The sequence below is a fragment of the Qingshengfaniella alkalisoli genome, assembly GCF_007855645.1.
Classification (GTDB): domain Bacteria; phylum Pseudomonadota; class Alphaproteobacteria; order Rhodobacterales; family Rhodobacteraceae; genus Qingshengfaniella; species Qingshengfaniella alkalisoli.
In genome coordinates, this window is record NZ_CP042261.1 from 23,792 (window position 1) to 37,500 (window position 13,709).

Here is a 13,709-nt window from a genome sequence, read left to right on the forward strand (position 1 = left end):
GAGTCTGCCGTGACCATATCATGTCTGGCGGGCAAGGCGAGCGGCCTATCCGCATAGGCAACTGGACGGCGGTCAACTGCGTTCCCATCTATGCAAAGCAAAGGAGACATACCATGCTGACCATCGAAACACTTGCACCGCGCGCACTGTTCGTCGATCTGAACGGGATCGTTACGCAAGACGACATCGCACGGCTTCGCGAATCTGTCGAGCCGCTGGTTCAAAGCGACGGCGATATATCGCTGCTGGTGGATATGGTTGGGGTCAGCGATGTGACCGGCAAGGCAATTGCTGCGGATCTCAAGCTGGAAACCCAGATGATCCGCTACTGGACCCGGTTCACGCGAGTGGCGGTGGTGACTGACAAAAAATGGGTCGCGAACCTGACTCGGGTTTCCGCCCATCTTGTTCCGCGAAGCGATTTTCGTGTGTTTGAACCTGCTGATCTGGATAAGGCGAAAACCTTTATCACCGGGAAAATGGAAGACGGAAGCAAGCGTTCCACTGGGCTGCGACGGTTAGGTAGCCAGCATCCTGATCTGCTCGCCTACGAGGTCGATGGGGTCGTCGGGCGAGAGGATGCGGAGGCCATGGTCAAGACGCTGGAATCCGCGCTGTCGTCGAAACGTCCGGTCAGTGTGCTAGTCAAAATGACGCATTATGGCGGGTTCGAGCCGTCGCTTCTGTTCAGCGGGAACCTTTGGGCCGTAAAGCTTGCGGCTGTGAAGGGGCTCCATCGCTATGCGATAGTTGGCGATTCCGGCTGGCTGAATTCCATCTCGGGCTTTGCCAACCCCCTGACCGCGGTCGAAATGAAAGCATTCTCGAAGTCCGATGAGGCCGAGGCATGGGATTGGGCCGTAGATGGGCTGACACCGTCCGATCACTCGGCTAACACGGGCTCCGACTCGGCCTGATCCGCGGCGCCGGGACTTCATCAACCCGGAGCGCCGCCATGTCTGGCACGATTTTGTCCGATCCAATCCAGTTTTGGCTGGCCTGCATAACGGTCACCATTATCGCTAGCTTCGTGAAGGGCGCGGTTGGATTCGCGATGCCGATGATCATGATTTCGGGGCTGGCCAGCTTCCTGCCCGGTGATGTGGCGTTGGGAGTGCTTATCATCCCGACGCTGCTGGCCAACGCGATACAGGCGCTTCGAGGTGGTGTGCGAGATGCCTGGCGGGTTGTACGCGAATACTGGCGCTATCTTGGGGCCATATTGTTCTTCATATCTTGCTCGGCTCAATTGGTTAGTGTGCTGCCACAGCATCTGCTGTTGCTGGGCATTGGTGTGCCCATCACTGTGTTCGCGATCACGCAACTTGTAGGTTGGGCAATTCCCAAACCCGCACGCGATCATGGCCGCATCGAGTGGATCATCGGCTCGATCGCAGGGTTTATCGGCGGGATGTCGGGTGTATGGGGGCCTCCAACCGTGGCCTATCTGACGGCGATCGACGCACCCAAGGCAGAAGCGATCCGCGTGCAGGGGGTGATCTATGGTGCCGGCGCCGTTGCGCTGGCCTTGGCCCATACGCAGTCGGGGGTTTTGAACGCGCAGACCCTCCCCTTGTCGGCGGCGATGGTAATACCAATGCTTGTCGGCATGTGGGCCGGGTTCAGAGTTCAGGATCGCTTGAACCAGGTCAGGTTTCGTCGGGCCATGCTGGTGGTTCTGGTTGTGGCGGGTGCCAATCTTATTCGTCGGGGATTGGCGGGTTTTTGAGGCGAAGGTCCGCTGCTTGGCCACACGGAATTCCGATGGTTTGATTTTTCGTGTCAGATAGGAATGCTGCCGTTACACTGAACCGACTCGTATGGGAGGTCGTTCATGGAGCCTGAGATTCACGCAGACACGGTGGCGCAGGTCATTCTGCTTGCGCGCGAGATGCGCGACCCCGGCACCAGCAACAAGACAATTGTTGCGGCGCTGAAGGACTTCATCGCGGGGCTAACCGAGGACGAGAAGCTTGATCTGGTCGCGATCATGTGGATCGGGCGCGAGAGTTTTTCTGCCGACGAGTACGAGGAAGCCGTGGACACAGCACGGCAGGAGATGATCCAGCCGACCGAAGAATACCTCGCCAAGACACCGCTTCTGTCTGATTTTCTGGAAAACGGCCTTGATGCGATGGGGATCTCCGTGGCGGCGGTCGAAAACGGGCTTTATTGACCCGTTGCTGTCTGTGTTGCCGCGTTATGGTCAATGCTATTGCTTCATGTCATCTTGGCCGCGAAATCTGATGCGCGAGGAAGGCACTCATGTCAGGCACCATCCGCTTCACGCTTGACGGAAAAACCGTCGAGGCCGCTCCGGATGAAACCATCTGGCAGGTCGCAAAACGCTGCGGCACCGACATACCGCATCTGTGCTATTCCGATGTGCCGGGGTATCGTGCCGACGGGAATTGCCGCGCCTGTATGGTGGAGATCGACGGGGAGCGCGTACTGGCCGCATCCTGTATCCGCAAGCCTACCGCGGGGATGAGTGTTCAAACTTCCTCTGCCCGCGCAACGAGCGCCCGAAAGACGGTGATGGAGTTGCTGATCGCGGACCAGCCGCCACGTGAACACGCACATGATCGCAACGCGCATCTGTGGGAAATGGCAGATAGCGAACACACCCGCTTTCCACCGAAAGCGCCGGAACGCGTGCCGTTGCTCGACGACAGCCATGTTGCGATGCGCGTGAACCTCGATGCTTGCATTCAGTGTGGCCTGTGCGTGCGGGCGTGCCGTGAGGTGCAGGTCAATGACGTCATCGGGATGGCGGGGCGCGGTGCGGAAGCATTTCCAGTGTTCGATATGGACGACCCGATGGGGGACAGCACCTGCGTGGCTTGCGGCGAATGCGTGCAAGCCTGCCCGACGGGTGCGCTAATGCCAGCCAGTGCGCTGGATGCCGGGCAAAGGGGTGATAGCAGGGCATTCGACCGCGAGGTAAAATCCGTCTGCCCGTTCTGTGGTGTGGGATGCCAGGTCTCGCTGAAGGTCAAGGATGATGAGGTCGCGTGGGTCGATGGTATCGACGGGCCTGCGAATGAGGGGCGACTTTGTGTGAAAGGCCGCTTTGGCTTCGACTACATTCATCACCCCCATCGCCTAACCAAGCCGTTGATCCGTCGCGAAGGCGCGCTCAAGGGTATGAATGTCGATCCGGGCAACCCGTTGAGCCATTTTCGCGAGGCGAGTTGGGAGGAGGCACTCGACGCCGCGGCATCAGGTCTGGCGCGGCTGCGGGATGATGCGGGCGAACGCGTTGCGGGGTTTGGAAGCGCAAAATGTTCCAACGAAGAGGCGTACCTGTTCCAGAAGCTGATCCGGCAGGGGTTCGGTCACAACAATGTTGATCACTGCACCCGTCTATGCCACGCATCTTCGGTTGCAGCACTGATGGAAAATGTAGGTTCCGGCGCGGTGACAGCCACTTTCAACCAGATCGAGAATGCGGACGTGGCCATCGTGATCGGCGCGAACCCGATCGAGAACCATCCCGTCGCTGCGACCTATTTCAAGCAATTCGCCAAGCGCGGCGGCAAGCTGATCGTCATGGACCCGCGCGGCCAGTCCCTGAAGCGTCACGCGACCCACATGCTGCAATTCCGACCCGGTACAGATGTGGCGATGCTGAATGCAATCATGCACGTAATCGTGACGGAGCAGCTTTACGACCGGCAGTATGTCGAAGGGTTCACCGAAAACTGGGACGCGCTGGCTGCGCATCTCGAAGGGTTTGCGCCCGAGGAGATGGAGCCGCTATGCGGCGTGCCTGCACGGACGCTCCGCGAGGTCGCGCGGGACTTTGCGACTGCGACGACAGGCATGATCTTCTGGGGTATGGGCGTCAGCCAGCATATCCACGGCACGGATAATTCCCGCTGTCTGATTTCGCTGGCACTGATGTGCGGCCATGTCGGACGTCCGGGCACCGGGTTGCACCCGCTTCGAGGACAGAACAATGTGCAAGGGGCGTCGGATGCGGGACTGATCCCGATGTTCCTGCCTGACTACCAGCCGGTGACCGATGAGGGTGTGCGCAGTTCATTTGCCGAAATATGGAAAAGCGGCGATTTCAGTGATCAGAAGGGTCTGACGGTTACGGAAATTCTGGATGCTGTGCATGCGGGCTGGGTGCAAGGTATGTATATCCTCGGAGAAAACCCGGCGATGTCTGACCCTGATCTAGACCATGCGCGCGCCGCGCTGGCGAAGCTGGACCATCTGGTGGTGCAGGACATCTTTCTGACCGAAACGGCGATGTATGCCGATGTGGTGCTCCCCGCGGCGGCCTTCTATGAAAAGTCCGGGACCGTGACGAACACGAACCGCCAGGTACAGATGGGTCATCCCGCCGTACCACCACCCGGACAGGCGCGGCCGGATTGGGAAATCACGCAGGATCTGGCGAGACGTCTGGGTCTGGATTGGAGCTATTGTGACCCTTCAGAAGTCTTTGCCGAGATGAAGCGCGGCATGCCAAGCCTCGATAACATCACTTGGGCCCGCGTCGCGTCGGAAGGGGCCGTGACTTATCCCAGCCAGTCACCGGATGACCCGGGCCAGCCCATCGTGTTCGGAGACGGCTTCCCGCGGGAGGGAGGGAGAGCCAGATTTACACCGGCGTCTATCATCGCGCCGGATGAAACGCCGGACGCCGAGTTTCCAATGATCTTGACGACAGGCCGTCAGCTGGAGCACTGGCACACGGGGGCCATGACGCGTCGCGCGAGCGTTCTGGATGCGGTCGAGCCCGAAGCGAACTGTTCTCTCCACCCTCGTACACTGCGCCGACTTGGTGTGGTGCCGGGGGCAGACATACGGCTGACAACACGGCGAGGATCCATCACGCTGATGGCGCGAGCGGACAGGGCCGTGTCCGAAGACATGGTATTCCTGCCGTTTGCTTTTGTGGAAGCCGCGGCGAACTTGCTGACGAATCCGGCGATAGATCCTTTTGGCATGATTCCTGAGTTCAAATTCGCGGCCGTGCGCGCCGAGGCGAGCTGACGACAGAGGTGAAGAAATGTCGCATCTGCCGCTTGACCCTTTCCGCGTAGCGCATTTGAATGGAGACCGCATTGTGGGGAGAGAAAATGCGGAAACTGAGCGCGCTTGGGTGCATCGTCGGATTTGGCGCTTTCTGGGTCTACGGCTATATCGCGCTGTCGAGCGCCATGGGGCAGCATGACGTCCACACGATGAATTTTGTTCTGTGCGCGCTTGGTCTGTTCGTCGGCGTTATAAGTTGGGCCTATATCGAACGTGACCAACGTCGTCGCAAATTGCCGCCTGCGCGGGCCCGTCTGGAAGAAGAACTGGCTGAGGAGCCGGTCTGATCTAATCGAACGGGCGAATTTTTCCGTAAACTGCGCTATGGTAACTTGGTAAGACCCCAGTTGACCGGAGGCCGCGATGGCCGTTCCCAAATCGACAGATCGATTGCAGTTTCGCCAGATGACCCTTCAGGATGAAGGCCTGATCTACGCGCTGTTCTCGGATGCGGAGGCGCGGCGGCACTACCCATCAATGGGCGGGCATGCGGAGTGTCGCAAGTGGATCGGATGGAATCGTGAAAGCTATGATGTGCACGGGTTCGGGTTGTGGCTCCTGCATCGGAAGGATACCGGAGAATTCGTGGGCGATTGCGGGTTGTCGATGCAGAAGGTCGAGAATCGCCAGCTCCTGGAAGTCGGCTACCATATTACCGAGAGCCAGCGCGGCAACGGGTTCGCCGCCGAGGCCGCGCAGGCGGCGATACGTTATGGCTTTGCTTGTACCGAGCACGCCGAATGTGTCTCGATCGTTGCGCCGGAAAACCTGCGGTCGATTCGGGTCGCGTCGGGTATCCATCAGCATAGCCGGGGCTTTCACAACGCGCATGGGGCGATCCGACTGCTGTTCTGGACACGGCAATCGGAACATCAGAACGAACTTTAGGGCACGCGGCTGGAGCCGGACATAAAAAGAAAAAGCCGCCCATTGGGCGGCCCGTTCTTCGAAAGCGTAATGTTGGCTCAGCCTTGGCGAGCTTTGAACTTACGCTGGGTCTTGTTGATAACATAGACCCGGCCCTTGCGGCGCACGACGCGGCAATCGCGGTGACGCTGCTTGAGCGAGCGAAGCGAGTTTCTGACCTTCATGGCCTTCTCCTTCTGTCGCGGCGCGTCGAATGCGCCCGGTTGAACCTGTGCTCCTCAGCCGAGAAGCGGTGAATGGTGGGCGGTACTGGGATCGAACCAGTGACCCCTACGATGTCAACGTAGTGCTCTACCGCTGAGCTAACCGCCCGAATTTCTGCGACCCCTTCGCCAAGCGCCCCGTTCCTCAAAGAACAAGACGCGGAAGGCTCCGCGTCGGTGCAGGGTCTATAAAAGGACTCGAAACCGTGCGCAAGGGGCTTTTGGCATTCTGAAGAATTCATCTATATTGGTTGGGTCAATCTGGGGTTAGCGTCGTGGCATACAAGATCGTTCGTCCGGAAAATGCGCAGAGCTGCGTGGTTTTCGCGTCTCCCCACAGCGGGCGCCGATACGACCCGGCGTTTCTTGAAAGCACGATTCTGGACGAGCACTCGATTCGTTCGTCCGAAGACGCCTACATGGATCAGTTGATCGAGGATGCCCCGCTATTCGGTGCACCCTTGCTGCTGGCTTGCATGCCGCGCGCCTATATCGACCTGAACAGAGCGTCCGACGAACTGGACCCCGCGCTTGTCGCCGGTATTCGTCGTGCTGGGCATAACCCGCGCGTCTCTTCGGGATTGGGAGTGATTCCGCGCGTCGTGGCCAATGGCAAGGCGATCTATCGCGGCAAGATCACGCGCGATGAAGCGTTGGCCCGAATCGACACAGTCTGGCATCCCTATCATCGTGCTCTTGCGGGATTAATCGACGAACAGCGCCAGAAATTTGGCCAGTCGATCCTGATCGACTGCCATTCCATGCCGCATGAGGCGATCGAGAATCATTCGTCTGGCGGGGCACCGCCGCAGGTTGTGCTTGGCGATCGTTTCGGGGCGGCAGCGTCACCCGAGATCATGGATGCTGTGGAAGCGGCGTTTCAGCAAGAAGGTCTGCGCGTGGCGCGTAACACGCCGTTTGCTGGCGCGTATGTAACTCAGACCTACGGGCGGCCTGTTCGAAACCAGCATGTGATCCAGATGGAACTGGATCGAGCCCTCTACATGGATGAGCGGCGGGTCTGTCCGAATGCCGATTTCCAAGAGGTGCGGCAGATGATCGGGCGTGTCATTGCACGGATCGCAGAATTCGGACAGGGAGCTCTGCCGCTGGCGGCGGAATAGTTACCGCAGCGATCGGCCTTTCCGGATGGCGTCGCGACCGTACCGTTCACGAATCGCGTCTGTCGCGCGCTCTGCTTGGGCGCGCCTTTGTGCGCCGGCATCCAGTAAATCCCCGATGAAATCGGTATGTTCGGCGGAGGTCAGGTCACTGATCCCCACGCCAATCAAGCGGAATGGTCCTTGCTGCCCAACCTGATCATAAAGCGCCCGCGCTTCGTGATAGATGGTGTCGGCAAGTTGAGTGGGTCCCCTAAGGGAATGACGGCGAGTCAGGATCGCATGATTCGACCGCTTGACCTTTAGCGTGACCACCCGACCCGACAGTCCTTTAGCCTTGGCCCGCGAAGAAACCTTGTCGGATAGCCGCCAGATATGCCCGTCAAGGATGTCAGGATCTGCGGTGTCTTCAAAAAAGGTGGTCTCGTTGGAGATCGACTTTATCGGCGTGCTTGCGGACACGCGGCGGCGATCTTCGCCGCGCGCAAGATGCCACAGCCGTTCGCCCATGCTGCCAAAGCGGGCATGCAGATCGCGGCGTTCCCAGCGAAGCAGGTCGGCAATGGTCCGAATGCCTACGGATTCCAGCGTTGCCTGGCCTGCACGTCCCACGCCCCAGATGATCGTGACGGGCTTGTCATGTAGAAAACTTGCGGTGTCCCTTTTGCCGATCACCGAAAAACCGCGTGGCTTGTCCTGGTCGGACGCGATCTTGGCGAGGAACTTGTTGTGGGACAGGCCGATGGATCCGGACAGACCCAGTTCTGACTGCATGCGTTTGATCAAGCGCGCTAACATGACCGCTGGCGGCGCGCCATGCAGCTTCAACGTGCCGGTCAGATCCATGAAGGCTTCATCCAAGGATAGAGGCTCAATTTCCGGGGTCAGTTCGTCCATCATCTGCCGGATGGCGCGAGAGGCCTCCGTGTAGGCCTGAAAGCGCGGCTTGACGATGATGGCTTCTGGGCACAGCTTCTTGGCCTGAAACATGGGCATGGCCGAACGCACACCCTTGATGCGGGCGATGTAGCAGGCGGTTGTGACCACACCGCGCTGACCGCCACCAACGATAACGGGTTTGTCGCGGAGTTCCGGATTGTCGCGCTTTTCGACGGACGCATAGAAGGCGTCACAATCCATGTGAGCGATGGACAAGTCGAGCAACTCGGGATGCGCAATGATCCTCGGACTACCGCAGTCGGGGCAACGGCGGCCTGAATCAAACTGGGTCAGGCAATCTCGGCACAGGGAGGGCATCTGGGCAAACCGGCATGGATGGGCTGTCCCAGCCTTAGCATGACCGGAATCTATGCGGAACGGCGTTCTTGAACCGCCCGAAATATCAGCGACGGAGTCCGTCAATAGGAATTGCCGCAAAGCTGTTACAATGCTATTTTGAAGATCAGTCACCACCCCGGGAGAGAGCGGATCGCCGCCACCGAAGGAGCAATCGCCCCGAAAACTCTCAGGTTCCAGGACCGGGCTGGGTTACAGACTCCGAAGAGCGGTCGCACATCGGCCCACCGAAGGAGCAAGTCGTCGCAGGACTGATTCCCGTGGCGGTGAATCTCTCAGGTTCTTGACGGAGGGGGTAACGGCGGGACGAATCTCGCCTGACCTTCGGAGGGCATTGTGCCTCATATTGCAGTTCTTGGCGCCGGTATAACCGGCGTGACCACGGCGTTTCAGCTTCACGAGCGGGGCTTTGAGGTAACCGTTTATGATCGTCAGCGCTATGCGGCGATGGAAACCAGCTTTGCCAATGGTGGCCAGCTTTCGGCATCGAATGGCGAAGTATGGAACACTTGGGCCACCGTGCTGAAGGGCATCAAGTGGATGCTGACATCGGACGCACCGCTCCTGGTCAACCCGAAGCCCAGCTGGCACAAGATCAGCTGGATGACCGAGTTTCTGGCCGCGATCCCGCAATACAAAGCCAACACGATTGAAACGGCGCGATTGGCGCAAACGGCGCGCCCTGCATTTCATGCGATGGCCGAACGCGCTGGTGTGAATTTCGATCACAGCCCGGCCGGCATCCTGCATTTCTACAAGACGCAGAAAGATCTCGACAAGGCACGCAAGGCCAACAAGCTTTACGGCGAAGCGGGACTTGAGCGGATCGAATTGTCCCCGTCTGAGATCCAGGAAAAGGAACCGAACCTGCAAGGTGACTTCGCTGGTGGTTTCTGGACGGAGAGCGACAGCACGGGTGACATCCACAAATACACCTACGGTCTGGCCGAATGGCTGCGCGGGCAAGGGGTGACTTTCCGTATGGGCTACGGCGTGACCGGCGCTACTGCAAAGGACGACGCTGTCGAGATCAGCGACGATACGGGCGAGACGCGTTGTTTCGATGGCGTGGTGGTCGCTGCGGGTGTCGGAAGCCGGGCGCTGGCGAAAGGCTTCGGTGACCGTGTGAACATATATCCGGTCAAAGGCTATTCGATCACCGTCAACCTGAATGATGCGGCCAGCCAAGCGGCGGCGCCGATGGCGTCGCTACTGGATGACGACGCCAAGATTGTGACCTCTCGTCTGGGTGCGGATCGATTCCGTCTTGCGGGCACGGCAGAGTTCAACGGCTACAACCGAGATATTCGTGCAGATCGTGTGCGTCCGCTGGTGGAGTGGTGCGAGCGCTACTTCCCGGGCGTCTCGACCGAGCAGGTGGTCCCATGGGCGGGCCTGCGTCCGATGATGCCGAACATGATGCCAAGGGTCGGGCGCGGCAAGCATGCACGTGTCTTCTACAACACTGGGCATGGGCATCTGGGTTGGACGCTCAGCGGTGCGACGGCAGAGATCGTGGGCGAAGTGGTGGCCGATGCTTACCGCGAAACGCGCGCGTCTGCGCTTCCGGGTTTCGCCATAGCTGCCGAGTAGGCGAACGACAGGCGCTAGAATGATATGGTCCGACATATGCCGGGCCGTTCGCGTATCAGCCGTTTGGTTGCGCGGCTTGGGGCGAGTTCATTTCAGCGACAATCTCGCGTGCGGCTGCGGCAGGATCATCGGCCTGCCAGATCGGGCGGCCAACCACGATGTGATCAACGCCGTCAGCAATCGCCTGTGCAGGCGTTGCCACGCGTTTTTGATCGCCCAAGCTTGCACCTACGGGCCGCACACCAGGCGTTACGATTAACCGGCCCTTGGATTCAGGAAGGGCACGGATCAATGCGGCTTCCTGCGGTGATGCGATGATGCCGTCAGCACCCGCCTCAAATGCACGTCCGGCGCGTTCCTGTACGATGTCGCGGATATCGCCGTCGCGGATCAGGGCGTCATCGAGGTCGCCGCGTTCCAGTGATGTCAGGATCGTCACCGCCAGGATCTTGGTTTCGCTGCGGGCGGCACCTGCTTTCGCGGCGCGGACGACATGCGGGTCACCATGCACGGTCAGAAAATCCAGATCGAACTGAGCGATCCCCTTTACCGCTGCCTCGACCGTCGCGCCGATGTCGAACAACTTCATATCCAGAAAGACGCGTTTTCCATGTTCTTGTTTCAACTCATTGGCCAGCGCCAACCCGCCGCCACAAAGCATTCCCAGCCCGATCTTATAGAAGTTGACCTGCGGCCCAATCCGTTCGGCCAGTTTCAGGCCGGTCAAGGCGTCGGCTACGTCTAGCGCAACAATCAGTCGTTCATCTGTCTGTATCATGGGCGACTCCAGTTAATACGAGGTGCGCGTAGAACGGCTGAGGATGTTTAGCAAGCGATTGGCGCGCGGTTTTCTGCCGAGAGAGCTATGTCAAGGCGCGGTTTTATCTTTCCGTTAGGGAACTTATCGAAATGTGATACGTTTTAGGAAGCATCTTAATGGAGGTTTTCAATGACTATGCCACCAGATCCAAATCAACCGAAGTCACCTGCGCCCGGTGGGTCAGGTCGGATGATTTCGATTATTGTCGCGGTGATCGTGATCATACTGCTCGCAGTCTACTTCTTCATGTCCGGCGATGACGCGCCAGAGGCGACCGCACCGATGGAAGAACCCGCAGCCGAGGCACCCGCGACCGATGCGCCGACCGAACCTGCAGAGCCGGCCGCAGAAGAGCCAGCGACAAGTCAGTAAGTCTCAACTACTTCACGCCGGAGCAATCAGTGCTCCGGCGTTTCTACATGTCGTGAGTTGCAATCTTGCAATGGCGGCGGACGACCCCCATTTCCCTAAGCGAGGCCCGATTTGGTGTGCTGCAAAGCAGGCACCGCAACATGGGCGCTTATGAAAGGAGAATGCGATGAACTTAGAAAAGTTCACGGAGCGGTCGCGTGGCTTCCTGCAGGCAGCGCAGACCATTGCTACACGGGAAAGCCACCAGAAACTGGCGCCCGAACATTTACTCAAGGCATTGCTGGATGACCCTGAAGGGCTGGCGTCGAACCTGATCAAGCGATCGGGCGGATCGGACGCACGCGTGCGCGAAGCCGTGGACGTGGCGCTGAACCGGGTTCCTAAGGTCAGTGGGGATACCGGGCAGATCTACATGGACCCTCAGACAGCCAAGGTTCTGGATGAGGCCGAAAAGATTGCGACCAAGGCGGGCGATAGTTTCGTGCCCGTTGAGCGCATCTTAACCGCGCTGGCGGTCGTCCGGTCCAAAGCGAAAGAGGCTTTGCAGGCGGGGGCTGTGTCTGCGCAGAACCTGAATTCCGCGATCGATGACCTGCGGAAGGGACGTACCGCGGATACTGCGAGCGCCGAAGAAGGCTATGATGCGCTTAAGCGATATGCGCGCGACCTGACCGAAGCGGCGCGGGACGGCAAGATCGACCCGATCATCGGGCGCGACGATGAAATCCGCCGCACCATGCAGGTGCTCAGCCGCCGGACCAAGAACAACCCTGTTCTGATTGGTGAGCCTGGTGTTGGTAAAACCGCGATAGCCGAAGGTCTGGCCCTGCGGATCATCAATGGCGATGTGCCGGAATCGTTGCGCAACAAGAAGCTGATGGCGCTCGACATGGGCGCGCTGATCGCCGGCGCGAAGTATCGTGGCGAATTCGAGGAACGGCTGAAGTCGATCCTGTCGGAAATCACCGCGGCCGCGGGCGAGATCATCCTGTTCATTGACGAGATGCATACGCTGGTGGGCGCGGGCAAAACCGATGGTGCCATGGATGCATCCAACCTGCTGAAACCGGCGCTCGCGCGCGGGGAGCTTCACTGCGTCGGCGCCACAACGCTTGATGAATACCGTAAGCATGTCGAGAAAGACGCGGCGCTTGCACGTCGTTTCCAGCCGGTCATGGTCGAAGAGCCAACGGTCGAGGACACGATTTCTATCCTGCGCGGCATCAAGGAAAAGTACGAGCTGCACCATGGCGTTCGGATCAGCGACTCTGCCTTGGTGGCGGCATCAACCTTGTCACATCGCTACATCACGGATCGGTTCCTGCCGGACAAGGCAATCGACCTCGTCGATGAAGCTGCGTCTCGTCTGCGGATGGCCGTGGACAGCAAGCCCGAGGAGTTGGACGCGCTAGACCGCGAAATCCTGCAAAAGCAGATCGAGGCCGAGGCTCTGAAGAAAGAAGACGATGCCGCATCGAAGGACCGGCTTGAAAAGCTGGAAGGCGAATTGTCGGAACTGCAGGAGCGGTCCTCTGAACTGACGGCTCGTTGGCAGGCTGAACGCGACAAGCTGGAAAGCGCCCGCAGCCTGAAAGAGCAGATCGACAAGGCCAAGGCGGAGATGGAAATCGCATCGCGCGAAGGCAATCTGTCCCGCGCCGGTGAATTGCGCTTTGGTGTGATCCCGCAGCTTGAAAAGCAACTGGCCGCGGCTGAGGCATCCGAAGGCGAAGGTCCGATGGTGGAAGAAGCGGTTCGGCCCGAGCAGATCGCCGAGGTGGTTGAACGTTGGACGGGCATTCCTACCAGCAAGATGCTCGAAGGCGAGCGCGAAAAGCTGCTGCGCATGGAAGAAGAACTTGGCAGGCGTGTGATCGGTCAGAAGCAGGCCGTAACAGCAGTGGCCAATGCAGTGCGCCGAGCGCGGGCGGGGCTTAACGATGAGAATCGCCCGCTCGGTTCCTTCCTGTTCCTTGGCCCGACCGGTGTCGGTAAGACGGAACTGACCAAGGCCGTCGCTGAATACCTGTTCGACGATGACAGCGCGATGGTGCGTATCGACATGAGCGAATTCATGGAAAAACACGCCGTCGCTCGGTTGATCGGTGCGCCTCCCGGCTATGTAGGGTATGACGAAGGTGGTGTGCTGACCGAGGCTGTGCGACGCAGGCCGTATCAGGTTGTGCTGTTCGACGAGGTCGAAAAGGCGCATCCCGACGTCTTCAACGTGCTGTTGCAGGTTCTCGATGACGGGCAGCTGACGGATGGCCAGGGCCGGACGGTCGATTTCAAGCAGACGCTGATCGTGCTGACATCGAACCTCGG

General features: G+C 59.3%; 13 protein-coding genes, 1 tRNA gene and 2 riboswitches (1 of these 16 cut by a window edge). Of the genes, 10 read left to right on the forward strand and 4 right to left on the reverse strand.

Going from position 1 to position 13,709, the window contains the following annotated elements:
• Positions 1-113 precede the first annotated feature (113 nt).
• The 6 genes from FPZ52_RS00155 (at position 114) to FPZ52_RS00180 (ending at position 5,940) form a co-directional block, all read left to right on the forward strand.
• On the forward strand, positions 114-917 hold the full coding sequence (locus FPZ52_RS00155) for a SpoIIAA family protein (RefSeq protein ID WP_168201232.1): 804 nt from the start codon (positions 114-116) through the stop codon (positions 915-917).
• 38 nt (positions 918-955) lie between these two features.
• Entirely contained in the window at positions 956-1,729 is a 774-nt protein-coding gene (locus tag FPZ52_RS00160) for a sulfite exporter TauE/SafE family protein (protein ID WP_146362595.1), read from the forward strand.
• Between the two features lie 105 nt (positions 1,730-1,834).
• On the forward strand, positions 1,835-2,176 hold the full coding sequence (locus FPZ52_RS00165; RefSeq protein WP_146362597.1) for a DUF3775 domain-containing protein: 342 nt from the start codon (positions 1,835-1,837) through the stop codon (positions 2,174-2,176).
• Between the two features lie 89 nt (positions 2,177-2,265).
• A complete protein-coding gene (gene fdhF, locus FPZ52_RS00170; RefSeq protein ID WP_146362599.1) occupies positions 2,266-5,010 on the forward strand; it encodes a formate dehydrogenase subunit alpha in 2,745 nt (914 codons plus the stop codon).
• Between the two features lie 86 nt (positions 5,011-5,096).
• Positions 5,097-5,339 carry a hypothetical protein gene (locus FPZ52_RS00175; protein ID WP_146362601.1) on the forward strand — a complete coding sequence of 81 codons (243 nt, stop codon included), beginning with the start codon at positions 5,097-5,099 and terminating at the stop codon, positions 5,337-5,339.
• A gap of 76 nt (positions 5,340-5,415) precedes the next feature.
• A complete protein-coding gene (locus FPZ52_RS00180; RefSeq protein WP_146362603.1) occupies positions 5,416-5,940 on the forward strand; it encodes a GNAT family N-acetyltransferase in 525 nt (174 codons plus the stop codon).
• Between the two features lie 77 nt (positions 5,941-6,017).
• On the opposite strand, the gene ykgO is transcribed toward FPZ52_RS00180, so the two are convergent.
• Both ykgO and FPZ52_RS00190 read right to left on the reverse strand, forming a co-directional pair.
• The gene (gene ykgO / locus FPZ52_RS00185) at positions 6,018-6,143 is read right to left on the reverse strand and encodes a type B 50S ribosomal protein L36 (protein WP_007255499.1); all 126 of its coding nucleotides are present in this window, start codon (positions 6,141-6,143) and stop codon (positions 6,018-6,020) included.
• Between the two features lie 73 nt (positions 6,144-6,216).
• A tRNA-Val gene (locus tag FPZ52_RS00190) sits at positions 6,217-6,291 on the reverse strand.
• A gap of 166 nt (positions 6,292-6,457) precedes the next feature.
• Between FPZ52_RS00190 and FPZ52_RS00195 the strand changes: the two genes are divergently transcribed.
• Positions 6,458-7,306, forward strand: coding sequence for an N-formylglutamate amidohydrolase (locus tag FPZ52_RS00195; RefSeq protein ID WP_240804363.1), 849 nt, complete (start codon positions 6,458-6,460; stop codon positions 7,304-7,306).
• Here the strand turns inward: FPZ52_RS00195 and FPZ52_RS00200 are convergent, their stop codons facing one another.
• A complete protein-coding gene (locus tag FPZ52_RS00200; protein ID WP_146362607.1) occupies positions 7,307-8,560 on the reverse strand; it encodes a DNA polymerase IV in 1,254 nt (417 codons plus the stop codon).
• 148 nt (positions 8,561-8,708) lie between these two features.
• Positions 8,709-8,794, forward strand: a riboswitch (glycine riboswitch).
• 4 nt (positions 8,795-8,798) lie between these two features.
• Positions 8,799-8,891, forward strand: a riboswitch (glycine riboswitch).
• Between the two features lie 44 nt (positions 8,892-8,935).
• Here FPZ52_RS00200 and FPZ52_RS00205 point away from each other — a divergent pair.
• Positions 8,936-10,192, forward strand: coding sequence for a D-amino acid dehydrogenase (locus tag FPZ52_RS00205; RefSeq protein WP_146362610.1), 1,257 nt, complete (start codon positions 8,936-8,938; stop codon positions 10,190-10,192).
• Positions 10,193-10,247: 55 nt separating this feature from the next.
• Here FPZ52_RS00205 and pyrF read toward each other — a convergent pair whose 3' ends face one another.
• Positions 10,248-10,970, reverse strand: coding sequence for an orotidine-5'-phosphate decarboxylase (pyrF, locus tag FPZ52_RS00210; protein WP_205758594.1), 723 nt, complete (start codon positions 10,968-10,970; stop codon positions 10,248-10,250).
• 171 nt (positions 10,971-11,141) lie between these two features.
• On the opposite strand from pyrF, the gene FPZ52_RS00215 reads away from it, so the two are divergent.
• The gene (locus tag FPZ52_RS00215; protein ID WP_240804364.1) at positions 11,142-11,384 is read left to right on the forward strand and encodes a hypothetical protein; all 243 of its coding nucleotides are present in this window, start codon (positions 11,142-11,144) and stop codon (positions 11,382-11,384) included.
• Positions 11,385-11,550: 166 nt separating this feature from the next.
• A protein-coding gene (clpB, locus tag FPZ52_RS00220; protein WP_146362613.1) for an ATP-dependent chaperone ClpB crosses the window boundary here: on the forward strand, positions 11,551-13,709 show its 5' portion. Its footprint extends 460 nt past the window's final position; the window shows 2,159 of its 2,619 coding nt (coding positions 1-2,159); it begins with the start codon at positions 11,551-11,553; the stop codon falls past the right edge of the window.